We start from the raw sequence: 21,978 nt of genomic DNA on the forward strand, positions 1-21,978 counted from the left end.
ACTCAACCCTTCAGGAGCAGAACACCGAGCGCGATCACGGCGATGTTGGCCAGGGACAACGGCAGCAGCCACTTCCAACCGACCTGCATCAGCTGGTCGAAGCGGTATCGCGGGAAGGTGCCGCGGAACCAGATGTAGACGAAGATGAAGGCCAGCACCTTGCCGGCGAACCAGAGGACCGGCGGGATCACGTCGAGGAAGGCGAGGAACTCGACGTTCGGGAAGGGCCGCAGCCAGCCTCCGAAGAAGAGGATCACCGCCAGCGACGACACCACCATCATGTTGATGTACTCGGCGAGATAGAACATCGCGAACTTCATTCCGGAGTACTCGGTATGGAAGCCGGCCACCAGCTCCGCCTCGGCCTCGGGCAGGTCGAAGGGGTTGCGGTTGTTCTCGGCCACACCGCAGATGAAGTAGATGCCAAACCCGAGGATGCCGGGAATGAAGAACCAGAGTCCGGCATCGCGCTGCGCCTCGACAATCCCGACCAGCGACAGGGTGCTGGCCATCAGCAGCACCGACACCACCGCGAAACCGAGCGGCACCTCGTAGGAGACCAACTGTGCGGCAGATCGGAGTCCGCCCATCAATGAGAACTTGTTGTTGGACGCCCAGCCACCAAGGATGATGCCGTAGATGCCGACCGAGGACACCGCGAGCACGAAGAGAATCGCGATGTTGATGTCGGCCAGGAAAGGTGTGATCTCGACCCCGGAAACCGTGAAGGTTTCGCCCCAGGGGATCACCGCCCAGACCAGGATCGCGGGCGCAAATATCAGCGCTGGTGCGAGCATGAAGACGAAGCGCTCGGCGCGGCCCGGCACCAGGTCCTCCTTGACCAGCAGCTTGAGCCCGTCGGCGATCGGCTGCAGCCAGCCCCGGGGGCCGACCCGGTTGGGACCGATACGGACCTGCATGTAGGCGAGGATCTTGCGCTCGGCGAATGTCAGATAGGCCATCACAAGCAGCAGCACGGCGAGGATTACGACGCCTTTGATCAGGGGCAGACCGACGTAGGTCATGAGAGGGGAGGTCAAGAACTCATTCATACCGAACTCCCCGCAATAGACGAATAAATTAGGAAGTAGGAAGTAGGAATTAGGAATTGGGGCTTGGAGGCGAGACTGGTACCGGTGACGTCATTCCTCATTCCTAACTCCTCAATCCTCATTCTGGCTCTCATCTGTCGATCTCCCCGAGCACGATGTCGAGTGTTCCAATGACGGCCACCAGGTCGGCGACCAGGTGGCCTTCGACCATCATTGGCAAGGCCTGAAGGTTGATGAACGACGGCGGCCGGACATGACACCGGTAGGGAGCGGTGCCCTTTTCGCCGGCGACGATGAAGTAACCGAGCTCGCCCTTCGGTGCTTCGACCGCGCCGTAGACCATCCCCGCCTCCTTGACCCGCAGGATCTTGGGCACTCTCGCCATGTGCGGTCCGTCCGGCAGCCGATCGAGGCACTGGCGAATGATCCGCACCGACTGCCGCATCTCCTCCATTCGCACGAGGTACCGGTCGTAGGTGTCACCCTTGTTGCCGATCGGGATCTCGAAATCGATCTCGTCATAGCGGTCGTAGGGGAAGATCTTCCGGATATCCCACTTCACGCCGGACCCGCGCAACGGCGGTCCGGTGAGGCCCCACTCGATCGCTTCCTCGGCGGTGACGACGCCAATATCGATGGTGCGTTTCTTCCAGATACGGTTTTCGGTCAGCAGGTTCTCGTACTCGTCGATGTGGGCGTTGAAGCCGTCGACCAGCTCCGAACACCGGTCGACCCAGCCGTCCGGCAGCTCGAAAGGCACACCGCCGATCTTCATGCAGTTGAGCGTCAGGCGGGCGCCGCAGTACTCCTCGAAGAGGTCGAGGATCGCATCACGCTCGCGGAACGTATAAAAGAACGGTGTGATCGCGCCGATATCGATCGCGTGGGTCGCGAGCCACACCAGGTGCGACGCCAACCGCTGCAGCTCGGCGAGAATCATCCGGATGTACGCGGCACGGGGCGAGATCGTGATCCCGAGCAGCTTCTCCATGGCGACGCAGAAACCCTGGTTGTTGGTCGCCGCCGCCACGTAATCCATCCGGTCGGTGTGCGGAATGCACTGCGGAAAGTCCATTGTCTCGAAGAGCTTCTCGGTGCCGCGGTGGAGGTAGCCGATGACCGGCTTGGCCTCCATGATCTTTTCGCCGTCGAGCTTCAGCTTGACACGGAGCACGCCGTGGGTCGCCGGGTGTTGCGGACCGAAGTTGATCTCCATTTCCTCGACATCGAAGAGCGGCTTATCGGCGGCGTTCATGCCGCACCTCCTTCCCCGTCCTCCGATTCTTCGGCCTGCGGGCCGCCGCCGGGCGGGTAGACATCGGGGTAGATCGCGGCACCGGTATCGATGCCCTCGACCGGGAAGTCCTTGCGTAATGGATGGCCGTTGAAGCCCTCCCAGGTCAGGATTCGCTCGAGCCCTGGGTGCCCTTCGAAGACGATCCCGAACAGGTCATATACCTCGCGTTCCATCCAGTTGGCGGTCTTCCAGACTTCGGTCACGCTGGCCACCGGCGCTTCGTCGGCAACGATCGTCTGCAGCCGCAGTCGCTTCGAATCGTCGAACCGGTGCATCCAGTAGATGACGTCGAATCGCCCCTCCTCGCGCTCCGGCCAGTCGACCGCAGTGAGATCGACGAGGAACCTGTAGCCGCGCTCGCGCTTGAAAAAGCTGCAGATCTCGACGATGCGATCCGCCGGCACCGACATGGTCACCTCGCCGGCATACCGATCAGCCGCCAGGACCACGCCCGGCATCTCCCCACCAAGCGCAACCGCATCCGGATCGTCGGACGCATCCTCGTGTGCCGGCGGCACCGGCTTCTCCTCCCAAGGATCCTTGGGTTCCGCCTCTTCGGCCTCCTTCTTCTTGGCAGCCGCCTTGGCCTTGGCCTCGGCGATCTTGGCGGCCTTCTCTTCATCGGAGAGAGGCTTCTTCTCCTTCACCGGTTTCTCCGGCGCGTCGGCGGCGGGAGTCTCAGGGGCCTTTTCCTCGGCGGGCGGTTTTTCTTCGGGTGGCGTGGTGGGCTTGTCGTCACTCATCATCCACCTCAGGAGGCCCGTGTGCGGGCGATGGTCTCGCGGTCGATCTTGCGCTGCAGCTGCATGAGACCGTAGAGGAGTGCCTCCGGCCGCGGCGGACACCCGGGAACGAAAACGTCGACCGGAACGATGCGGTCGACGCCCTGGGTCACCGCGTACGTCTTGTACGGCCCGCCGCAGGTCGCGCAGGAGCCCATCGCGAGAACCCACTTGGGCTCGGCCATCTGGTGATACAGGCGCTTGACCATCGGCGCCATCTTCTCGGTTACCGTGCCGGCGACGATCATCATGTCCGCCTGGCGCGGCGATCCGCGGAAGACCTCGGCACCGAAGCGCGCCATGTCGTAGCGCGGGTCGAGCACCGCCATCATCTCGATGGCGCAGCACGCGAGGCCGAACTGCAACGGCCACAGAGACGAACGGCGCGCCCAGTTGAAGACGGCGTCATAGGTCGTGGTGATGATGTTCTTGTCGAATCGGTCTTCGATCAGGCCCATTCGAGAGCCCCCCTTCGCCACGCGTAGACATAGCCGACGAGGAGAATGGCCAGGAAAACCATCATCTCGATGAAACCGAAGAGCGCGAGCTTGTCGAAGATCACGGCCCACGGGAAAAGGAAGATCGTCTCCACGTCGAAAATCACGAAGAGCACCGCGATCACGTAGTAACGGATGGAGAATCTCTTGTCGAGCGCGAAAGAGGTCGCTTTCACGCCACACTCGTACGGCTCGGCCTTCACCGGATCGTAGGAACCGAACCGCACCACCTTTGCCACCAGCAGGATGATGATCGGCACGGAGATCGCGACCAGGGTGAAGATCAGGATCGGGACGTAGTGGTCCATACCCCTCCTCCAGTCGGGCGCGATCATTCTAACGGCCGATCACCGCTTGTCAATAATTTCACAAGCCTGGGGCTCACCATCTGTCGCCCCCTCCGGGGGCTTGAATCGCGGTTGGCGTCACGTTCCCTGGGGCTGACGCCCCAGGCTAACCGTATGACGCCCCCTTCGGGGGCTCATCTGGCCGAGCGCCGAAGGCGCGACACATGCGAAGCCTGGGGCGTGAGCCCCAGGGAAAAGGTGAATAAAACATCGATAAGCCGCGGAGCGGCGACAGATTCAAATCAACCGAGGTAGCGTTCTTTGACGTCCATTCCATGTTTGGTAAGCAGGATCTTCAGTTCTTCTTCAAACGATCGTCTCCGATGGTGTCGCTCCTGGTTCCGTACATATTGAGCCACCGACGACACGGCCGATTGGCTGACTGAGAAGGCCCCGTATCCCCTCTGCCATCCAAATTTCATGGCCGTAGCCTTTTCGTTCATCATTTTCGACGAATTCGCCTTGATAGTCCGCACCAAATCCGCAACACACAATTTGGGGGGCACTCTCGCCAAGACATGAACGTGATCTGGCATTCCACCCACGGCGATGATTGTGCCGCCCAACCCTTTGACAATACCTCCGACATACGGAAACAGCTGATTGCGGACGACCTGAGTCATCAGTGGAATTCGTTCCTTGGTCGAAAAAACCAAGTGTACCGACAGGTTGCTGAACGCATCTGACATTTGATCCTCCGTATTGTGCGCGGAGTCCGACGGCCCCGCCGTCACACATCTATCGCCCCCTTTGGGGCCTCGCTTGTGATGTTGACCCCTTTTCCCCGAGGCTCACGCCCCGGGGCTCACCATCTGTCGCGCCTTCGGCGCTCCGATCCGAAAAGCGGTTAAACACTCATGGCCCGGGGAGTCATCCCCCGAAACAGAAGGGTTTGAGTCGGAGAGCTGCGAAGCTTCGTCACACCCCTGCTTCGCACCGCAGCTTTCACGAATCCTTCCAATTGACGGAGGTCGAAAGTCTGGCGCCTGGATCTCGGTCGAGGCAACGGTAGGCGATCGCTTCGGCGAGATGGGTCGACGAAATCTGCACCTCCCCCGCGAGGTCGGCGATGGTGCGGGCGACCCTCAGAATCCGGTGGTATGCACGCGCCGACAACCCCAGCCCTCGGCTTGCATGTTCGAGCAATCGCCTTCCATCAGCATCCGGTTTGGCCCAGCGGCGAATGGCATCCGGACCCATCTCGCCGTTGCAGTGCGGGCCGGCGTCGGCAAACCGATGCGCCTGTCGGCGCCTGGCTGCGGCAACCCTTTTCGCAACGACCTCGGAAGTTTCTCCCCGTCGGTCGGCTGAAAGCTCCCGCCACGGCACCGCCGGGACCGTCACCTGCAGGTCGAGGCGGTCGAGCAGCGGCCCGGAGATCCTCGCCCTGTATCTCTCCACCGCGACCGGCGTGCAGCGGCACTCCCGTCGATCATCACCCAGATAACCACACGGGCACGGATTGGCGGCCGCAACCATTTGAAAGCTGGCCGGAAAGACCAACGTCGCCTGCGCTCGTGCCACCGTCACCTGACGATCCTCCAGAGGTTGCCTCAAGGCCTCGAGCACATCCCGCCGGAATTCGGTCAGCTCGTCGAGGAAGAGCACGCCATTGTGTGCGAGCGAAGCCTCGCCCGGTTGAGGGCTGGCGCCACCTCCTATCAGTGCCGCCGCCGACGTGGTGTGATGCGGTGCTCGGAAGGGCCTTCTCGCCAGGAGGCCCATCGGCCGGGGCACTCTCGTCGACACCGAAAAGACGCAGGTCGTCTCGATCGCTTCCTCGGTGATCATCGGCGGCAGGATCCCCGGCAGCCTCCGCGCGAGCATCGACTTCCCCGCTCCCGGCGGGCCTATGAAGAGGAGGTGGTGGCCTCCCGCCGCGGCAACTTCGAGCGCTCTTCTCGCCTGTTCCTGGCCAATGACATCGACGAGGTCGAAAAACGCGATTGGGTCCCTCCGTTCGCTTTCGGGGGACAGCCGGGGTGGCAGCGGAGTTCCGTCCCTGACGTATCGAACAACCTCACCGAGGCTCCCCGCACCCACCACGCGAACCCCCGCGACCACCTCGCCTTCCGAGTGGTTCGCCGCCGGCACGACGACTTCTTCGATCCCGTGATCTCGAGCCGCCAGAACGATGGGCAGAACCCCTCGCACCGGCTGCATTTTTCCCTCGAGGGACAGTTCGCCGAGCAGCAGACGGCCGGTCAGTGCCTCCGGAGGTACGTCTCCGGTGGTTGCGAGGAGGGCCATCGCCATCGCCAGGTCGAGTGCCGCACCCTCCTTGCGTTGGTCGGCGGGCGCCAGGTTGATCACTACATTGGCAGGTTCCGTACGCCGGCCGAGATGTCGGATTGCCGCGAAAATCCTCTCTCGCGCCTCGCGCACCGCGGTGTCGGGCAGACCAACCACCGTCACCGACGGCTGATGCGCGCGAATTCGATCCACCTCGACGGTCACGAACAACGCATCCACGCCTCGCGGCGTGGCAGAATACGCCTTCGCAAGCATAATTCTCTCCTCAGTTGTCAGCGTGGATCGATTCGAGAATGACACCACCGCCGCCGTGCGTCAAGCCATTCAGCGTCGGGTAATCAGCAAATAGTCATCATTGATCAGTCCCCGACCCTGATCACTGTTCACTGGAAACTGATGACTTTCGAGCCGCCGGGAATCCCCGGGCCCCTGCAAACGTAATAAAAGGTAGGTCAACAGGCGGTCGGCCTGTTAGAATGACCTGGACTGTCGAGCTTGGGGGCGTACTGGGTTCGACGGGGAACTATTTCGGTCGTCGGCAGCGTGTCGAGGGCCACCCGCTCGTAAATCGGGTGGAGGCAACTACAACTGCCGACAATAGCTACGCTCTGGCTGCGTAAGTAGCCACGTCCACCCCGAGGCTCGGCCCGTCGGTCTGGGGTGGACGATGCCAGACGGGCTGGATTGCCGTCGCGCCCGACGGCGGCGATCGAGATTTTTCGGGCTGGTCTCGCGGAAGGTTGCCAGCTAACTGACCGTGGGACGAGATGAAATAGCCGGCTGCACACGGAGAAACCGGCGATCGAAGTTCCTCGGACGTGGGTTCGATTCCCACCGCCTCCACCAGGCTTCGTTTTCGACCCTTGGTCGGAAACGAAGCCTGTCCCGGCGTAGCCCGTAGGGCGAAACCGAACCTCTGCCCTCACGCCACACTTTGGTCGAAAACGCCGCCCAGTGCAAGCCAATAAGTCTACGCCACTGCCTCCAACAAATGCCGATCAAGAGTCGATGGATCGAGAGCAGAATTTGTGGCGTACAATGGAATCGCCAAGATGGCCGCCCGGTAAACGGCTGGCCGTTCGATAGTGTTCACAAGAAATCATGAATTCGTTGGGGCTCGCTCCCCAAAACGGAATCCCTGGGTATTTGATGCGAAGAATTCAGATCATTCTCATTGCGCTGGTTCTCGGAACGGGTCTCCTCGCGGCACAGGAGTACAACCAGACCTTCGAGTTTCACTTCGAAGATCGGGCCATCGTCGTTCCGAAGTTCGGTCCAAAAGTGGAGGTTCTGCCGGTCCTCGAGCTCATCGGAGCGGAGCCGGGGTTCTCGCCGGCCGCGGGCACCTACGGCGTCCTCCGTGACGACCACGTCATCCAGTTCGCGGTTGACCACAAGGTTCTGCTCGTCGACGGCGAACTTCGCGAAGCGCGCGAAGCCCCCGTAGCTTCACCAAGAGGCGTAGCAGCTTCTCTGAGCTATCTGGAGCGATGGCTGCTCAGTCCACTTGGATTTCATCTCGAGCCAATTCCCCGCGGTTACCGGATCGTGCCAGGGGCGCGCTTTGCCGAACCGATCGGCGTTCGTCCGGTTGCCGCCGATTTCGAGGCCACCACAACTCTCGTCCTGACTCTCAACCGGCCGGCGGAAGTCGATGTCGAGGAAATGCCCCCCGGCGTCATTACGGTTCGGTTCGAAGACGGTTCCCCGCAGCTCGACTCCTCGTTTCGGTTCAGCTCGCAAAGGGTGACCTCACTGACCAGCAGCGACCAGGACATTTTCATCAGGCTCGCGAGTGGTGCCGGATTGACCTCGTGGCATCCACTCGAGAACCCCCCCAGGATCACCTTCGAGATCGGTGCCGCGCGACCGACTCCGGTCCCTGCGCAGGCAAGGGCTCCAGTCGTCCGACCCACCGGGCCCAGACCGGTGGTGATCGACCCCGGCCACGGCGGTGACGACGTCGGCGCCCAATCACCAGAGGGGTTGCTGGAAAAAGACGTCACCCTTGCGATTGGGCGTCAACTGGCTAGAATTCTCGAAAATCGTGGCCATTCCGTGAGGCTCACACGTGACGGCGATCAGAGTCGCGTCCTGACTGACCGCACGGCGTTCGCCAACCGCCTCGAGGCGCCGGCCTTCATCTCCCTGCATGCCAACGCGTCCACCTTTACCTCCGCCACCGGTGCCGAGACCTATTTCATGAGCCTCGACGGAGCCAGCGACGAGGCGGCGGCAGCAACCGCCGACCTGGAAAACCGGGCCGGATCTTTGCCTGAAGATCTCACGTCTCTCGATCTCATTCTCTGGGATCTCGCGCAGGCCGAGGTCCTCAATGAGAGTGCCGAGCTGGCGTTGGCCATACAGGGCCGACTCAACGCCCGCCTTGGCACCCGCGATCGGGGAGTCAAACAGGCGCCGTTCGTTGTCCTCAAGGGCGCCACCATGCCGGCGGTTCTGGTCGAGATCGGCTTCCTCTCGAACCGCACCGAAGCAGAGCGGTTGACCAGTCCCGAATACCAGCAACAGCTCGCCGAGGCCATCGCCATCGGTATCGAGGACTTCCTGAGGCGCTGATGAACTGGCGTGTCGCCCTGATTGCGGTCGCCGCAGTAGCTTCAATCGCGCTGCTCGTCTGGCTGCTGAGCGGGAGTGAGCCACACCCGGTCAGCGAGGAAGACTTCCAGGCTGGGGCGTTGCCTACGCCGACGCCGGCACCCGAGCAGCGGGTCGTTCTCCTCTTCGCCGGTTCCGACGGATTGCTTCATCCCGAGCTTCGATCGGTGCCCCTACCCGAGGAAGTGTACGAGCGGATCCGCGTCGTGATGACGGAGCTGCTGGCTGGCCCCGAATCTACCTCGAACCTGGCCCCGCCGGTCCCATACGAAGCGTCACTCGACGCTGTATTCGTCGACAACAGCGGCCGCGCTTTCGTCGACATCACGGCCCCGCCGAACGAACTCGAGGGTTCGCGCATCGAGCTCATGCTCGCCTACGGAATCGTCAACTCGATCATTCTCAACTGCCCGGAGGTGTCGTCGGTGCAGATTCTCTTCGGCGGCCACGAGGTCGATTCGTTGACCGGACACCTCGATCTTTCCCGGCCGTTGGTGCTCAACAAGCGATTCATCGCCTCGTCCTGAGCTACTCCGTCGTCTCGAATGAAGAACCGAATAGCTGCCATCGACTCGGCGGCCACATCCGACCGGGTGGAGCTTCCGAAATTCCACATTCCTCAGTCCGATTTCGACTCTGCCCAACTGTACCCATATGCCACGCCAATGGAATTGAAGTCACCCCCGATGCGGGTGAACGCCCCGGTGCTGGCCGCGATTCGCAGTGAATGATTGCGACGGATTTGGATTGCCACAGTCGCACCGACGCGAGAGTTTCGCTGGAGGTCATCGCTCTCGACACCATTGACGGTGGTCTGACCACCCCACCAGAAATTGCCATCCACCGCCACCCACAACCCGGGCTTGATCAGATAGCGCGCGTGACACTGGGTCGAGAGGATCGGATCCTGCTCACGGGTGAGGCCTCCGAAGAAGTCCGTGTTGTCGGTGTAGAACCAACCACCAACGTAACCGTCGATCGCCCACCGATCCATCACCCGGACAAATCCGATCTCCGGCTTGAACGACCATCGGTTTGTGCCGATATTGATCAACTTCAATGGATCGTATTGTCCGGTCGGCGCCTTGACCAGCAAACTGGCGCCGATCAGAGTTCCGGGTCGGTAGCTCCGGAACTCCATTAGGCTCATGGCGGGCGCGCCGTAAAGATTGACGCCTACTCGAACACCCATGTCGCCGAGTCCGGAACGGTCCGCATACGCCTGTTCGCCGAGGTACAGACCTTCGAGGTGGCCGACCACGTAGGGCACATAGATCCCGATATTTGCCGATCGACCGGCGAAGTCGAACGTGCGGGCAAAGCCCAGACTCGAAAAGGTAATCTGGCCACTGGCGTCGTCGATCGGCCCCGATGGGTCGAACGCGAGATCACCGTCGTTGTATGCCGCCGTAAGGTTCACCAGGTTGACGCCATAGGGCGCCGGCGTGTAGGCCGCCGGCACCAGCTCCTGCGCCACGACGACATGTGCCAAGAGAGCCGACAGGCACATCGAAATGGCGACCGCTCCGTTCGAGAACGGCACCCGTTTCCGATTCTCCAATCCCGGCGACATCATCCGGAAGGATACCTCAGGAACCTCTGGAACTCGTTCGCCCCGCCACACCCCAATTTCGAAATTCGAAATTCAAAATTCGCCAAGGTCTATACTCCTCCCGACAAGGAGACGCCGATGCGACCCGACGGACGCCAGCCGCACGAGATCCGGCCGATCACTATCGAGCCCGACTTCATTCGCTATCCGGAAGGCAGCGTGCTCTACCGCGCAGGAGACACCGTGGTCCTGTGTAATGCCAGCTTGCTCGATCGCACCGCGCCTTTTCTTCGAGGCTCGGGCGAGGGCTGGGTGACCGCGGAGTACGCCATGCTGCCGCGTGCGACCGACACCCGATCGGAACGCGAGGTCAAGAAGGGCCACCCGAGCGGTCGTTCGCAGGAGATCCAGCGCCTCATCGGAAGATCCCTGCGCGCCGCCGTCCGCCGTGACCTGCTCGGGGAGTGCACCATCGCCCTCGATTGCGATGTCCTCCAGGCCGATGGCTCGACCCGTACCGCTTCGATTTCGGGCGGTTGGATTTCCCTTGTATTCGCACTCGGTCAAATGCAGGAGCAAGGGCTTCTCTCGGAGTGGCCGCTGACCCACCAGATCATCGCCGTCGCCGTCGGGCTGGTGAACGGCGAAGCGAGGGTCGACCTCGATTACGGCGAGGACTTCGATTGCGACGTCGATCTCAACCTCGTGTTCACAGGCGACGGCCGGTTGATCGAAATCCAGGGCACGGCCGAGGGCGAGTCATTTTCTCGTGAGCAACTCGAGTCACTTGTCGACGTGGGATGGCGGGGCGCGCAGCAGGTGGCCGCCAAACAGAGGGAGGTCGTCGGACCGAGGTTGGAGGTCCTCGGATTGACGCTGCCATAGGCAGAATTCGGAATTCGGATTTCGGAATTCGGAATGCCCGTCGTACCAACAGTAAGGCCGGGGGTGGGCGGGAATTCAGAATTCCGACTTCAGAATTCCGAATTTCCATCCTCGGGCGCGAACAGTTCCGATTGACACCCCAATCCGCCGACCCCTATACTCGCTGTCCGCCATTTGGCGATTGATCTTTGCAAACAGTGAGTGGACTCCCAGTCGGGGTGTAGCGCAGTCTGGTAGCGCACCTGCCTTGGGCGCAGGGGGTCGGAGGTTCAAATCCTCTCGCCCCGACCATATGACTCCAATACCCCGCTCTGGACACCTCCGCCTGTAGCTCAGCTGGATAGAGCAACGGACTTCTAATCCGTAGGTCAGAGGTTCGAGTCCTCTCAGGCGGACCAATACCGCATCACGAAATTGTGGTGGGCGTAGCTCAGTTGGTAGAGCACAGGATTGTGGCTCCTGTGGTCGTGGGTTCGATCCCCATCGCTCACCCCAGATATTTGCGCCCGTAGCTCAGCTGGATAGAGCGATAGCCTCCGGAGCTATAGGTCATGGGTTCGAATCCCGTCGGGCGTACCAATTGTCCTTGGCCTCCCATTCCGGGAGGCCTTTTTTGGGTCGAACACACCGTCGGCTGCGGCATGTGGCCGTAGCCGAGGGGGTCTTCGAGAGGGAGGATGGGAGGTCTTTTCGCTCGAATCGAATTGCGCGTCGCAGCAGATGCATCATGAAAAATGCGGGTTAGACTGACACGGGGCGAAGCTGGAGGTGCTGCGGGTGTCCGGAATCATGGCATGGGTCAGCGAATACGAGGGCCTCCTGCAGTGGCTTGGAGGCCTGTCGCTACTCCTGTTCGTGGCGACCTTGGTCATATTCCCGCTGATCATCATTCAGCTGCCGGCTGATTACTTCATCCGCGATTGTCGGGACCCTGCTTATCAGTCGCGGCGCCACCCCGCCGTGTGGTTCACTCTGATGGTGCTCAAAAACCTGCTCGGCGTGGCGTTGATCCTCGCAGGTCTCGCCATGCTGGTGCTCCCGGGCCAGGGCCTGTTGACAATCCTGATCGGGCTGACCCTGGTCAACTTCCCGGGCAAGTTCGCTCTCGAGCGCCGGATGGTCAGGCGCCCCCGGGTGTCGAAGACGCTGAACCGGATTCGCGCCAGAGCAGGAAAACCACCGCTCGAGATCCCTCCGTCCGACGATCAGTGCGACGAGCCAGGGAATGGGTCGGATTGATGAACAGTCTGCAGATGATCCATCTCCAGCCCAGGGCTCCTCGACGGGCATTGCCGGTTGTTGCCCTCTTGGCAGCCCTTGTGGCTTGGCAGACCGCCTGCATCGATGACGGTGGCCCGCCGCCACCGCCCGACATTCTGCTGATCACCATCGACACGTTGCGGGCCGACGCCCTTGCAGCCTACGGCGCGATTGACACCGTGACCCCGAATGCCGTGCGGCTGGCCGAAAAGGGTGTGCTCTACGAGGCCGCGACCACGCCCATGCCCTTGACCCGACCCGCGCACGCATCGATTCTTACCGGGTTGTACCCGGACCAACACGGGGTTTTGACCAACCATCAGATCCTGTCCGGCGAAGTGGAAACGGTCGCTGAGACCCTGCGCGATTTCGGATACCAAACTGGCGGCTTCACAGGTGTGGGACTGCTCAACCAGAGATCCGGCCTCGCCCAGGGATTCGACGCCTTTGTGGCGCCGACCGGGAAGAAGACGCCGCGCGCGAAGGAGGTGGTAGACCGCGCCGTCGCGTGGCTTCGCGGAGCCGATCCGGCAACTCCGCTCCTGCTCTGGGTACACGTCTACGACCCGCATCAGCCCTACAACCCGCTGCCCAAGTTCCGCCGCGACATCGACCCGGAACAGGAGCGCCGCATCCCCGACATCCGTTGGAATACGCTCAATCGGATCGCGAAGCAGAACGATCACGAAGTCCCTGGAGAAGTGCTGGACCTGGCCCTGGACTACTACCGTTTCGAGGTCGAGTACACCGATTTCTGGATCGGTCGCCTGATGCAGAACTTCGACCGAATTCGTGCATCGCGCCGTTCGATGGTGATCCTCACGGCGGATCACGGTGAGTGCTTCGAGAACGGCTACTACTTCGAGCATGCCGACTGCCTCGGCGAAGGGGCCCTGTGGGTGCCCCTGATCATCCGCTATCCGGACGGCGTCGGAGCCGGCCTCAGGGTGGAACGACGTGTCAGCAACCTCGACATCACGCCGACAATTCTGCACGAGCTGTCGATTCCGATCCGCGAGCGTCTCGCCGGCCTGCCTCTCCAGCGGGAGGGCAGCGGCGATCGGGACCGGACCGTTCTGGTCCGGCCACCCGAGGTCCACAACAAGGATCGAGTGCCGACGCGGCTTCGCGTCATCCGAAGGGTAGCCGGCGACCCGGTTGCTCCGGCGACCGATCCCCGCACTCGAGGGGTCGTGGATCTAAGGTGGAAGTTCCTGCGGACACCCGACACGGAACACCTGTTCCGGCTGCCGGATGAGAGGGTCAACAGGATCTCGACAGAGACGGACGCTCGCGATCGCATGTCGCGGGCTCTCGAGACCGAGATGCGGAGGTATCCGCCCGAGAGTATCGCCGAGGAAGACCTGGATCCGGAGACCCTCGAGGCGCTTGAGGCTCTGGGTTACGTGCGGTGACGCACCCTCACGAACGCCGACGCTGCCTGGGACCTGGAGTCGCGCGTTTCAGGGTCTGCAACAGCACGCGACCGGGCCCCGTCAGTCGGGTCATGAAGAATCCTTCGCCTCCGAAGGCCATCCGCCGAAAGCCGGCCACGCCCTGGATATCGTAATCAACGGACTCGGCGAAGGCCGCGAGACTGCCGGTCGATATCAGCAACGATTCACCTTCGGAAAGTTTTCGCTCGATGAAATCGCCAGAGCCATGCACCAACACCGTGCCCGAGCCTGAAATCTGCTGCAAAAAGAGCCCGGCACCGCCAAAGAATGCCGCGCCGGCCCGCCTGGAGACACGGACATCGATATCGACCCTGGGCCCAAATGCACAGACAAACGATCCACGGGTCGTAATCACAGGCCCCTCATCGAGGTTCCAGGCGACAATCTTCCCGGGTTGGTTGGCTGCAAGGGTTGCGCGCTGCCCATCGGCGGAGGCTGTGACTGAAATCAGAGCAAGCCCCTCACCCGACATCATGCGGCGCATCGCACCGCTCGCCCCGCCCGGGATCTTGAGCGTCCATCCGAGTCCGGGATCCATGGCGACTATAGAGCCCTTGCTCGCCCAACAGGTTTCGTCGTTCTCCATCACCAAATCTGCAACCTGGGCCAGTTCGCCGTGGATGGTGTACTGCATTCGCTTCCCCCTGGGTTCATCGGGCCACAACAGATCAACCGCTGCCTGATCGTTATACTCCGCCCGTCGGAGGGTATTCCAGTTGTGATCAGTCCTGAACCTTTCGAACGATATCTCTCGGTACTGGGAATCAAGCAGGGGGAACCCACCCTGGATCGCCGCGTGCTCACCGAGTCGCCTCCGAACGGAGCCACGACCAGAACCCTCGCCAACAGGTCCGAGCTCGCCGCAGCGATCGAGTACCACTGCGGTATCGAATACGAGATCGTCCTCGAATTGATCGCCGATGTCGCCCGCGAGAGCGACATCTACAGCTGAATACTGCGCGCCGCGCTCTTCCTGGCGAGACAGATCAACTGCGAATATGTAGAATCACCGAACCTAAAGGCAAACGTGAACCAGAACGACTCGACGAAAGGAGGAGTCAGATATGAAGGGTCTCATGTGGCTGGGGGTGCTCGGGCTCGTGTTGCTGTGCCTGCTCTGCCCCTGGTGTCGAGCTCCGGCGATTGAAGATGACGTACGGAGCGCTGCAACGTCGTGTGCGGTAGACGCCGGGCTGGATCCCGCAATGATCTCGGTATCCGGTCGCGACGTCACACTTTCCGGCACGGTCGCATCGGAGGCGGTCGCCCAAAGTCTCACGAACTGCATCGATGAGTTCGAAGGCACTCGCAAAATCAATAATGAGCTGACGGTCCTGGTCCCCGGCGCTCTCGGGTTTCAGACTCGGTATGGTGACGTGACGATTTCGGGTGTTGCGCCGACAGCCGAGGTGCGCAGCGCGATCATCGACGAAGCGGTTGCCCTGTGGGGGGCTGAAAATGTTACAGACAGGCTCGAGGCCGACCCGACCCGAACCGTCGGCGGTTGGACAGACGACGACTTCGCGCAGTTCCTGGCCGCTCTGCACCATTATCGGAAAGACCTCGACATCGAGCTGACGAATGGTCAGGCGATCATCTCAGGCACGGTTCTGAGCGAACTCGCGAAGGAACGGGTGCTGGGTGGTGCCACCACCCTCCTGCCCGAGTTCGAGATTGTCGACCGGCTGACGATTCGCGAGCCGACTGACGATCGCGAAGCGCTCCAGGCCAGCCTGGACACCCTGCTTACCGGTAAGACGGTCGAGTTCGAAACCGACAGCGCGAATCTGACGGCACAGGGCCGAAAGGTCCTCGACGAGGTCATCACCATTTTGCGCAAGTACCCGGGCCGGGTGGAGATATCAGGCCACACCGACTCCACCGGCCAGATGGACCACAATCTCGATCTCAGCCGGCGCCGGGCGGAGGCCGTCAAACGGTACTTCGTGGCCAAAAGAATCAAAGAGTCCCGGTTCGAAACCTTTGGTTACGGACCGACGCGCCCCATCGCCTCGAATCAGACGGACGAGGGGAGACAGAAGAACCGTCGAACCGAGTTCCAAGCTCTCAAGGAGGACTGAGCCATGACTTATCTCATCACTCAAATCATCTTGTGTCTGCTTCTCGCAGCCCTCCTCGGCGGCATCATCGGCTGGGCGCTGCGATCGATGTCCTGCCAAAAGAAAATCGCCGAGATCGAATCGATGTGGGCCGACAAGCTCGAAACTGCCAAAGCGGCCGTCGCAGCACCGCCAAAGCGCGATGATCTCAAACGGATCGAGGGCATCGGACCGAAGATCGAGGGCATGCTCAACGACAACCGGATTTTCACGTTTGCCGACCTCGCCAACTCGCCGGTCGACAGGCTCAAGGGGATTCTCCGTGGCGGAGGCGACCGCTACAAGATGCACGATCCCAAAAGCTGGCCCGATCAGGCGAAGCTCGCCGCCGAAGGCCGGTGGAATGAACTCGAGGAGCTGCAGGAGCTCCTGCTCGGCGGTCGCGAGAGCTGAGATCTCACCCTTCGTAGCTGGTGAAGTGGTCACATCAATCCCACCCGCCCGATGATTCCGGGCGGGTGGGCGACCCGGTCCCGGTGACATGGATCTCGGCACCAGATGCGGATGCTGAGTTAGAATGTCCGCCGCATGACCCGCCTCTCCCCGATTTCAGAGCACCACAGCGGCCTTTCCCCCACCCACGCGATGATTGGCATCCTGGCTGCGCTGCTCGCGCTGACCGGCTGTTACACCAGTCACCTGCGGACACCGTATGAGGATGCTGCAGGTGTGCAGGAGAGGCAGTCGTTCGACACCTCACCGCCGTTCAGGTACGAGAAAGCCGAGCTGCCATTCACCAACCACGTTGTCGGCCAGGGGGCCACGGCCAACTACGAACTGCGACTGCTCGAAATGCCCTCGTTCGGAGACAACGGCCAGGTGGGCAACCGTGTCACCGCCCGCTACTACCGAAGCAGGCTGGCGGGCCCGCGCCCGCTTGTGATCGTGATGCCGATCTGGGGCACGTACACCTACCCTCCGAGGAAGACCGCAGCGAGCATCCAACGGCTCAGCGAGGGCGCTGTGCACGTGCTCTACGTGCAGGGCGACGACTACCTCGCCGACTGGACCGGGCTGGTCGCAGCGGCCGACAAGGACGAGTTCTTGGACCTCTGGCGGCAGGCGGTCGAACGGCAGAAGAGCGTCATGATCAACGTCAGCCGGCTCATCGACTGGGCGGAGCAGCGCCCGGAAATCGACGGAGAGCGAGTCGGCCTGATCGGCTTCAGCCTGAGCGCGATTGTCGCCGGCGTCATCGCCACCCAGGAGCCGCGGCTGGCCGCGGTTGTGACGGTCATGGGCGGAAGCCACCTCGAGACCGTCATCGCCACGTGTGACGGCAAGCGGGCCCGGAGCGTGCAGGCCAAGGCAGCCATGAGCTTCGGCTGGGATCGGAACGAGCTCGAATCTCGGCTCGAACCGATTTTCGGGGTACTGGATTCCGCCAACTACCCGAATCGGGTCGATCCGCGTCGAATTCTGATCATCGACGCAAAAAAGGACAAATGTGTGCCCGAAGTGTCGCGGGAAGACCTCTGGAAGGCGCTCGGTAAACCCGAGCGCATCACTCTCAACTATGACCATGCACCGGCATTTCTCGCGATGACGCCGGTCGGCAACAACTGGCTTCGTCGACAGATCTGGGACTTCTTCGAGGCAAGGCTCCTGGAGTGAACGCCCTCCATCGAATCGAGCCGGGCCGGCGACCTCCGGCCCTGCCTTACCCCACTTCCTCTCGGTATTTCTTGATCTCCGCCAAAAGCTGGTCGGCTTGTTCTTTCACCTTCGGGTCATTGGTCCTTTTCTTGAGCGCCCTGACGTCGCGCTCGACTCCTGCGACGGTCTGGATTGCCGCTTCGGCGTCAGACGTCGTGTCGAGGCCGCTCAGTCCGGCCGCGCGTCCCGCCTGACGATAGGCCTGGGCTGCACGCCGGAATTCACCCTTGAGACGGTTGAGCTCCCGCTCCTCGTCGCTCATCCCGCCACCCGGTTTGAGGCTGAACTCACCGGTCTGAAAATAGTTGAACGCCAACAGACCGACGACGACGACAACTGCGATTGCTATGAGGTTCTTCACGCGCGCTCCCTCCCCGGCAGGCTGTTCGCACTCTGCCTGTGTCGGCATCTCCTGCTCCATTGTGGCACGGCGAACGCCAGCTGTTCCCCCTTCGATCTGGCTGAGTCGCAACTTCGTCCCTGTTCTCGGGTATTGTTCGGAATGGAAAGATCATTGCTCGGTACCGGTCGAACGGGAACCGGGTGGCACTGGAGGTCCTTCGCATGCCCAGGAAACGCGGATTGAGCCACCTTTCGTCAGTATTGACCTTCGCGATTGCGGCGGCAGCGTGTCTTCCGACATCCGCACAGCAGGAACGCCGTACCGAACCGTCATCTCGCGAGGTCGCTTCACGGGGCGAACTCAATGTCGACGAGCGAAGCGTTACCGCCCTCTTCGAGGAGGCCTCGCCATCGGTCGTTTACATCACTTCGGTGACCCTGCGCCGTGACTTCTTCCGCCTCGACGTGATGGAGATTCCAAGCGGTACCGGCTCCGGCTTCGTTTGGGACGATCGAGGCAACATCGTCACGAACTTCCACGTGATCCGTGACGCCTCCCGTGCCGAGGTGACTCTCGCCGATGGCAGCACCTGGGAGGCGAGCCTGGTCGGCTATGCGAGGGAGAAGGATCTCGCCGTCCTCCAGATCGAGGCTCCCCGGAGCCTGCTCAGTCCGATCCCGATCGGCACCTCTTCGGACCTCAAGGTCGGCCAGACTGTTCTCGCCATCGGCAACCCGTTTGGATATGACCATACCCTGACCACCGGCATCGTGTCCGCCCTCGGTCGAGAGATCAAAGCTGTTGACGGCACTCCTATTCGCAACGTGATCCAGACCGATGCGGCGATCAACCCAGGCAATTCCGGCGGCCCCCTGCTCGACAGCGCGGGCCGATTGGTCGGCGTCAACACCGCCATCGTCAGCCCTTCCGGAGGATACGCGGGAGTCGGTTTCGCAATCCCGGTCGACACAGTCAACTGGGTCGTCCCCCAGCTGATCGCCTACGGCAAGGTCAGAAGGCCATCCATCGACGTGGAGTTCGCCTCGGACTACATCGTCGAGCGGGCGGGCATCGTGGGTGCAGTCGTGATTGCGGTCGTGGAGGGAAGCGACGCCGAGCGAGCCGGCATTCGGCCCGCCTACCGGGACCGCCGCGGACGGGTGGTGGTTGGTGATGTGATTGTGGCGGTGAACGGCGAACCGGTCGCTTCCGCCGGTGAACTCGACCTCGTCCTCGAATCCTACAAGGAGGGCGACATCGTTACCGTGACGGTGGATCGTGAAGGTCGCAAGAAGGATCTACGGATCAAGCTCGGCGCCGCTCACTAACCCGCATTATTCATGAAGCCTCTACTGCGGGGTTTATCCCGCCCCTGTAACTGAAATCGACAGGGCTCCTGTAGCACCATATATGCCGCCCTTTTCAGTCTGACAAAAACGTGTTGACGATCGGAGCGACACGTTCCGGATGGGTCAGGTGGACGTGATGCCCGCCGGCGACCTCGACCGTTTCGAGTTCTGAGATCACTGCCAACCGCGCCCTCACGATGTCTTCCGGGAATGGCCAACCCTGGAGCGCCCGAACGGCCAGCACCGGGCACTCAATAGCCGCCAGAAAGGCCAACACCTGATTCTCCGTCAGGCGAGTGCGCGAGCGTGCCCGAATTCGCGGATCGTGGGTGAAGCGCACACCACCCTCGACCTCTTCCGATCCACGCTCGACCAAAAGCCGGGCCGCCTCGAGGTCGAGATCGGAATCCCGCATCCTGGCCTGGATCGCTGAATCGCGATCCGGGAAGATCTTCGGCGAGGCTGATACCGAACGGGCTTCATCCTCGACCGCCAGCGCGAGCTGCGCCGGCGCTTTGGCTGCCTCGGCGGCGAGCGGGCCCGCACCTTCGAGCAGGACCAACCGGCGCACTCGATCGGGAAAGGCGCCGGCAACCAGCGTCGAGATGCCGGCGCCCATCGAATGGCCGATGAGCGCGAAGGTCTGCCAGCCGAGAGCATCTGCGACCGCCACGATCTCGGGTGCCCAGTCGATGAAATGGTGGACCACACTCTCGTGACGGTGCGGAGAGCGGCCATGTCCCGCCAGATCCAGCGCCACCAAATGCAGATCCGGTAGCAGTGGGGCCAGTCGCTCGAAGCTGGCGCTGTTGTCGAGCCACCCGTGAAGCGCCAGAACCGGTTGACCGGAAGCAGCACCCCACTCTCGAGCGGCGAGGCTCAGATGCGGCAGTTCGATCATGAGATCGCGTGCAGTCACCGATGATCTCGATAGATGCGGAGGGCGAAGGCCCCTGCCGGTAACGAACGAAACTCGTCGACATACTTCAACATGGCCGTCGGCACCTCGTCCAATGATGGCAGCGGCGATCCGTAATTCCGCGGTAACAGAACCGGGGCGCTCAACGCTGCGAAGGTGAGATCAGCGGCGGAGAACCCGTCACCGACGAGATAGCGCCGTCCGTCCGAGAGCATCTCATCGACGGTGGCAAACACCTCTCGAATCACACCCAGGGATCGTTCGGCCCCCTCGTCGTCAATCCGCATGCCGACCCGCATGAGCTTCTTGATGACCGGGGCGAGCATCCTGAAGGCCACCTTTTCGAGGCCGCCAACGCCCGGCATCACGGCGGCGAAGAACAATCGATCGTCGTCCAAAAGATAGTGGTAGGCGAGACGGCGCGAGTGCGGCCCGAGCCGGGTATCGAAAAGCTCTTCCAGCCTCCGAGCTTCCTCAGAAAGTGTTGGGTCGTCGAGATAGGGTCGCCATCCTCCGGGATGCTCCAGATGGATGTATTCGATGATATCGGTGGAATCCGGATACACCTGACCCCCAGCCACCAGCACCGGCACCGTGTTCCGGCCGCCAGCCAATCCTGTCGCCACGCGGTGAAGGAGGGGCGTGTGCCCATTTTCTCGATATCCGACCTCGGCACACTCGAGCGCCCAGCGGGCCTTTTCGCAATAGTGGCTCGGCGTAATCGTGATCAGTCGGCACTCGGCGGCCATGAGTGCAGGATACAGGATGCCGGGTTCTCGATGCTCGATCCTCGATGCTGGATGCTGGATATATCCAACCCCGACTTCCCATCCCGACTTATCGATGGGAGGGCAGGCGGATCGAGTATCTAGCATCGAGCATCCAGGATGGGTGTGTGGCGATGTGGGTCGCAGGCGGCGGAACCCGTGAGAGGGCCACCCAGTCAATTCCCGATTTTGAGTCTTGAGTTGCCCCCTACCCTCCCGCAAAGTTCCCGGAGGTGAGGGTGGAAACTCAAAACTCATGACTCTCAACTCAAAACTGGGCGGAGGGGCGGGTAGAAAAAAGCCCCCTTCCGCTGGGAGGTGGGTCGCGGAAGGGGTCGAATGGTGACCGAGCCGGCGCCCGGAAACCTCAAAGTCGGTTCTCTCTTCAGTCCATCTGTTTTCTCAAGATCGCCGGAATCTCGTAATCGTCGGTCTGGTTGATGCCGTACTCCGAATTTGGTCCGCCGGGCACGAGAAAACGACTCGTCCGGGCGGGAGTGCTTTCCTCGAAGACATCCTGTGCGGTTGCCTGCACCTTGTTCGCAGGTATCTGTACGCTGTCGGGCACGCCCTGGAAGCCGGTCGCGATCACCGTCACGCTGACACAGTCCTCGAGCTCCGGATCGACCACCGCACCGAAAAGGATCTGCGCTTCCGAGTCGGCGCCTTCGGTGATGATCTCGGCCGCTTCGTTGATCTCGTTCAGGGTCACATCGTCGCCGCCGGTGATATTGATCAGCAGACCGCGCGCACCTTCGATCGAGGTTTCCTCGAGCAGGGGCGACGCGATCGCCTGCTGAGCCGCTTCGACCGCCCGATGCTCTCC

23 protein-coding genes, 4 tRNA genes and 1 other RNA gene are annotated in these 21,978 nt (G+C 61.9%); 15 read left to right on the top strand and 13 right to left on the bottom strand.

Annotated features, from left to right (window positions below):
* Positions 1-2: 2 nt before the first annotated feature.
* The 7 genes from nuoH to LJE93_06865 form a co-directional block, all read right to left on the bottom strand.
* The gene (nuoH, locus tag LJE93_06835; protein MCG6948614.1) at positions 3-1,052 is read right to left on the bottom strand and encodes an NADH-quinone oxidoreductase subunit NuoH; all 1,050 of its coding nucleotides are present in this window, start codon (positions 1,050-1,052) and stop codon (positions 3-5) included.
* A 130-nt stretch (positions 1,053-1,182) separates the two neighbouring features.
* Positions 1,183-2,307: an NADH-quinone oxidoreductase subunit D gene (locus LJE93_06840; GenBank protein MCG6948615.1), complete on the bottom strand. Its 1,125-nt coding sequence runs from the start codon at positions 2,305-2,307 to the stop codon at positions 1,183-1,185.
* Complete coding sequence (locus LJE93_06845; GenBank protein MCG6948616.1) at positions 2,304-3,092, bottom strand: NADH-quinone oxidoreductase subunit C; 789 nt, start codon at positions 3,090-3,092, stop codon at positions 2,304-2,306. The genes LJE93_06840 and LJE93_06845 overlap by 4 nt, the downstream gene beginning before the upstream one ends.
* A gap of 8 nt (positions 3,093-3,100) precedes the next feature.
* Complete coding sequence (locus tag LJE93_06850) at positions 3,101-3,589, bottom strand: NADH-quinone oxidoreductase subunit B (protein ID MCG6948617.1); 489 nt, start codon at positions 3,587-3,589, stop codon at positions 3,101-3,103.
* A complete protein-coding gene (gene ndhC, locus LJE93_06855) occupies positions 3,580-3,936 on the bottom strand; it encodes an NADH-quinone oxidoreductase subunit A (GenBank protein ID MCG6948618.1) in 357 nt (118 codons plus the stop codon). The genes LJE93_06850 and ndhC overlap by 10 nt, the downstream gene beginning before the upstream one ends.
* Before the next feature lie 281 nt (positions 3,937-4,217).
* Positions 4,218-4,664, bottom strand: a complete 447-nt coding sequence (gene tnpA / locus LJE93_06860) for an IS200/IS605 family transposase (protein MCG6948619.1) — start codon at positions 4,662-4,664, stop codon at positions 4,218-4,220.
* Between the two features lie 256 nt (positions 4,665-4,920).
* Complete coding sequence (locus LJE93_06865) at positions 4,921-6,483, bottom strand: YifB family Mg chelatase-like AAA ATPase (GenBank protein ID MCG6948620.1); 1,563 nt, start codon at positions 6,481-6,483, stop codon at positions 4,921-4,923.
* 242 nt (positions 6,484-6,725) lie between these two features.
* Between LJE93_06865 and ssrA the strand changes: the two genes are divergently transcribed.
* The 3 genes from ssrA to LJE93_06880 all read left to right on the top strand — a co-directional run bounded on the left by ssrA (position 6,726) and on the right by LJE93_06880 (position 9,371).
* Positions 6,726-7,074: a transfer-messenger RNA gene (gene ssrA, locus LJE93_06870) on the top strand.
* A 303-nt stretch (positions 7,075-7,377) separates the two neighbouring features.
* Positions 7,378-8,805, top strand: coding sequence for an N-acetylmuramoyl-L-alanine amidase (locus LJE93_06875; protein MCG6948621.1), 1,428 nt, complete (start codon positions 7,378-7,380; stop codon positions 8,803-8,805).
* Entirely contained in the window at positions 8,805-9,371 is a 567-nt protein-coding gene (locus LJE93_06880; protein MCG6948622.1) for a GerMN domain-containing protein, read from the top strand. Before LJE93_06875 ends, LJE93_06880 begins: the two co-directional genes overlap by 1 nt.
* A gap of 92 nt (positions 9,372-9,463) precedes the next feature.
* Here LJE93_06880 and LJE93_06885 read toward each other — a convergent pair whose 3' ends face one another.
* Positions 9,464-10,417 carry a transporter gene (locus tag LJE93_06885; protein MCG6948623.1) on the bottom strand — a complete coding sequence of 318 codons (954 nt, stop codon included), beginning with the start codon at positions 10,415-10,417 and terminating at the stop codon, positions 9,464-9,466.
* Positions 10,418-10,534: 117 nt separating this feature from the next.
* On the opposite strand from LJE93_06885, the gene rph reads away from it, so the two are divergent.
* From rph to LJE93_06920, 7 genes are all read left to right on the top strand, one after another.
* Complete coding sequence (rph, locus tag LJE93_06890; GenBank protein ID MCG6948624.1) at positions 10,535-11,281, top strand: ribonuclease PH; 747 nt, start codon at positions 10,535-10,537, stop codon at positions 11,279-11,281.
* A gap of 214 nt (positions 11,282-11,495) precedes the next feature.
* Positions 11,496-11,572, top strand: a tRNA-Pro gene (locus LJE93_06895).
* A 30-nt stretch (positions 11,573-11,602) separates the two neighbouring features.
* Positions 11,603-11,679 (top strand) — tRNA-Arg (locus LJE93_06900).
* 21 nt (positions 11,680-11,700) lie between these two features.
* A tRNA-His gene (locus LJE93_06905) sits at positions 11,701-11,776 on the top strand.
* Between the two features lie 7 nt (positions 11,777-11,783).
* A tRNA-Arg gene (locus tag LJE93_06910) sits at positions 11,784-11,860 on the top strand.
* A 198-nt stretch (positions 11,861-12,058) separates the two neighbouring features.
* Entirely contained in the window at positions 12,059-12,520 is a 462-nt protein-coding gene (locus LJE93_06915; GenBank protein MCG6948625.1) for a hypothetical protein, read from the top strand.
* Positions 12,520-13,956, top strand: a complete 1,437-nt coding sequence (locus LJE93_06920) for a sulfatase (GenBank protein MCG6948626.1) — start codon at positions 12,520-12,522, stop codon at positions 13,954-13,956. Before LJE93_06915 ends, LJE93_06920 begins: the two co-directional genes overlap by 1 nt.
* A gap of 7 nt (positions 13,957-13,963) precedes the next feature.
* On the opposite strand, the gene LJE93_06925 is transcribed toward LJE93_06920, so the two are convergent.
* On the bottom strand, positions 13,964-14,632 hold the full coding sequence (locus LJE93_06925; protein ID MCG6948627.1) for an AIM24 family protein: 669 nt from the start codon (positions 14,630-14,632) through the stop codon (positions 13,964-13,966).
* Positions 14,633-14,716: 84 nt separating this feature from the next.
* On the opposite strand from LJE93_06925, the gene LJE93_06930 reads away from it, so the two are divergent.
* From LJE93_06930 to LJE93_06945, 4 genes are all read left to right on the top strand, one after another.
* Positions 14,717-14,950 (top strand): hypothetical protein, encoded by a 234-nt coding sequence (locus LJE93_06930; protein ID MCG6948628.1) that lies wholly within the window; start codon positions 14,717-14,719, stop codon positions 14,948-14,950.
* Positions 14,951-15,062: 112 nt separating this feature from the next.
* Positions 15,063-16,079 carry an OmpA family protein gene (locus LJE93_06935; GenBank protein MCG6948629.1) on the top strand — a complete coding sequence of 339 codons (1,017 nt, stop codon included), beginning with the start codon at positions 15,063-15,065 and terminating at the stop codon, positions 16,077-16,079.
* 3 nt (positions 16,080-16,082) lie between these two features.
* Positions 16,083-16,511 carry a hypothetical protein gene (locus tag LJE93_06940; protein ID MCG6948630.1) on the top strand — a complete coding sequence of 143 codons (429 nt, stop codon included), beginning with the start codon at positions 16,083-16,085 and terminating at the stop codon, positions 16,509-16,511.
* A gap of 135 nt (positions 16,512-16,646) precedes the next feature.
* Positions 16,647-17,732, top strand: a complete 1,086-nt coding sequence (locus LJE93_06945) for a dienelactone hydrolase family protein (GenBank protein ID MCG6948631.1) — start codon at positions 16,647-16,649, stop codon at positions 17,730-17,732.
* Between the two features lie 46 nt (positions 17,733-17,778).
* Here the strand turns inward: LJE93_06945 and LJE93_06950 are convergent, their stop codons facing one another.
* Positions 17,779-18,135 (bottom strand): hypothetical protein, encoded by a 357-nt coding sequence (locus LJE93_06950; GenBank protein MCG6948632.1) that lies wholly within the window; start codon positions 18,133-18,135, stop codon positions 17,779-17,781.
* Positions 18,136-18,338: 203 nt separating this feature from the next.
* Between LJE93_06950 and LJE93_06955 the strand changes: the two genes are divergently transcribed.
* Complete coding sequence (locus tag LJE93_06955; GenBank protein MCG6948633.1) at positions 18,339-19,445, top strand: trypsin-like peptidase domain-containing protein; 1,107 nt, start codon at positions 18,339-18,341, stop codon at positions 19,443-19,445.
* Between the two features lie 94 nt (positions 19,446-19,539).
* Here the strand turns inward: LJE93_06955 and LJE93_06960 are convergent, their stop codons facing one another.
* The 3 genes from LJE93_06960 to LJE93_06970 all read right to left on the bottom strand — a co-directional run.
* Positions 19,540-20,385 (bottom strand): alpha/beta hydrolase, encoded by an 846-nt coding sequence (locus LJE93_06960; GenBank protein MCG6948634.1) that lies wholly within the window; start codon positions 20,383-20,385, stop codon positions 19,540-19,542.
* On the bottom strand, positions 20,382-21,134 hold the full coding sequence (locus LJE93_06965; protein ID MCG6948635.1) for a glutathione S-transferase: 753 nt from the start codon (positions 21,132-21,134) through the stop codon (positions 20,382-20,384). The genes LJE93_06960 and LJE93_06965 overlap by 4 nt, the downstream gene beginning before the upstream one ends.
* A 403-nt stretch (positions 21,135-21,537) precedes the next feature.
* Positions 21,538-21,978: cell division protein FtsZ (locus LJE93_06970; protein MCG6948636.1), on the bottom strand; the 441-nt coding region annotated here is incomplete at its 5' end.

The sequence above is a fragment of the Acidobacteriota bacterium genome, from assembly GCA_022340665.1.
Lineage (GTDB): Bacteria > Acidobacteriota > Thermoanaerobaculia > Thermoanaerobaculales > Sulfomarinibacteraceae > Sulfomarinibacter.

Coding starts and splice junctions, on each gene's coding strand:
- LJE93_06955 (MCG6948633.1), top strand. CDS start 18,339: ATGCCCAGGAAACGCGGATTGAGCCACCTTTCGTCAGTATTGACCTTC.
- LJE93_06840 (MCG6948615.1), bottom strand. CDS start 2,307: ATGAACGCCGCCGATAAGCCGCTCTTCGATGTCGAGGAAATGGAGATC.
- LJE93_06885 (MCG6948623.1), bottom strand. CDS start 10,417: ATGTCGCCGGGATTGGAGAATCGGAAACGGGTGCCGTTCTCGAACGGA.
- LJE93_06850 (MCG6948617.1), bottom strand. CDS start 3,589: ATGGGCCTGATCGAAGACCGATTCGACAAGAACATCATCACCACGACC.
- LJE93_06880 (MCG6948622.1), top strand. CDS start 8,805: ATGAACTGGCGTGTCGCCCTGATTGCGGTCGCCGCAGTAGCTTCAATC.
- LJE93_06945 (MCG6948631.1), top strand. CDS start 16,647: ATGACCCGCCTCTCCCCGATTTCAGAGCACCACAGCGGCCTTTCCCCC.
- LJE93_06920 (MCG6948626.1), top strand. CDS start 12,520: ATGAACAGTCTGCAGATGATCCATCTCCAGCCCAGGGCTCCTCGACGG.
- rph (MCG6948624.1), top strand. CDS start 10,535: ATGCGACCCGACGGACGCCAGCCGCACGAGATCCGGCCGATCACTATC.
- LJE93_06935 (MCG6948629.1), top strand. CDS start 15,063: ATGAAGGGTCTCATGTGGCTGGGGGTGCTCGGGCTCGTGTTGCTGTGC.
- LJE93_06875 (MCG6948621.1), top strand. CDS start 7,378: ATGCGAAGAATTCAGATCATTCTCATTGCGCTGGTTCTCGGAACGGGT.
- LJE93_06845 (MCG6948616.1), bottom strand. CDS start 3,092: ATGAGTGACGACAAGCCCACCACGCCACCCGAAGAAAAACCGCCCGCC.
- LJE93_06940 (MCG6948630.1), top strand. CDS start 16,083: ATGACTTATCTCATCACTCAAATCATCTTGTGTCTGCTTCTCGCAGCC.
- LJE93_06925 (MCG6948627.1), bottom strand. CDS start 14,632: ATGCAGTACACCATCCACGGCGAACTGGCCCAGGTTGCAGATTTGGTG.
- LJE93_06865 (MCG6948620.1), bottom strand. CDS start 6,483: ATGCTTGCGAAGGCGTATTCTGCCACGCCGCGAGGCGTGGATGCGTTG.
- nuoH (MCG6948614.1), bottom strand. CDS start 1,052: ATGAATGAGTTCTTGACCTCCCCTCTCATGACCTACGTCGGTCTGCCC.
- LJE93_06965 (MCG6948635.1), bottom strand. CDS start 21,134: ATGGCCGCCGAGTGCCGACTGATCACGATTACGCCGAGCCACTATTGC.
- ndhC (MCG6948618.1), bottom strand. CDS start 3,936: ATGGACCACTACGTCCCGATCCTGATCTTCACCCTGGTCGCGATCTCC.
- tnpA (MCG6948619.1), bottom strand. CDS start 4,664: ATGTCAGATGCGTTCAGCAACCTGTCGGTACACTTGGTTTTTTCGACC.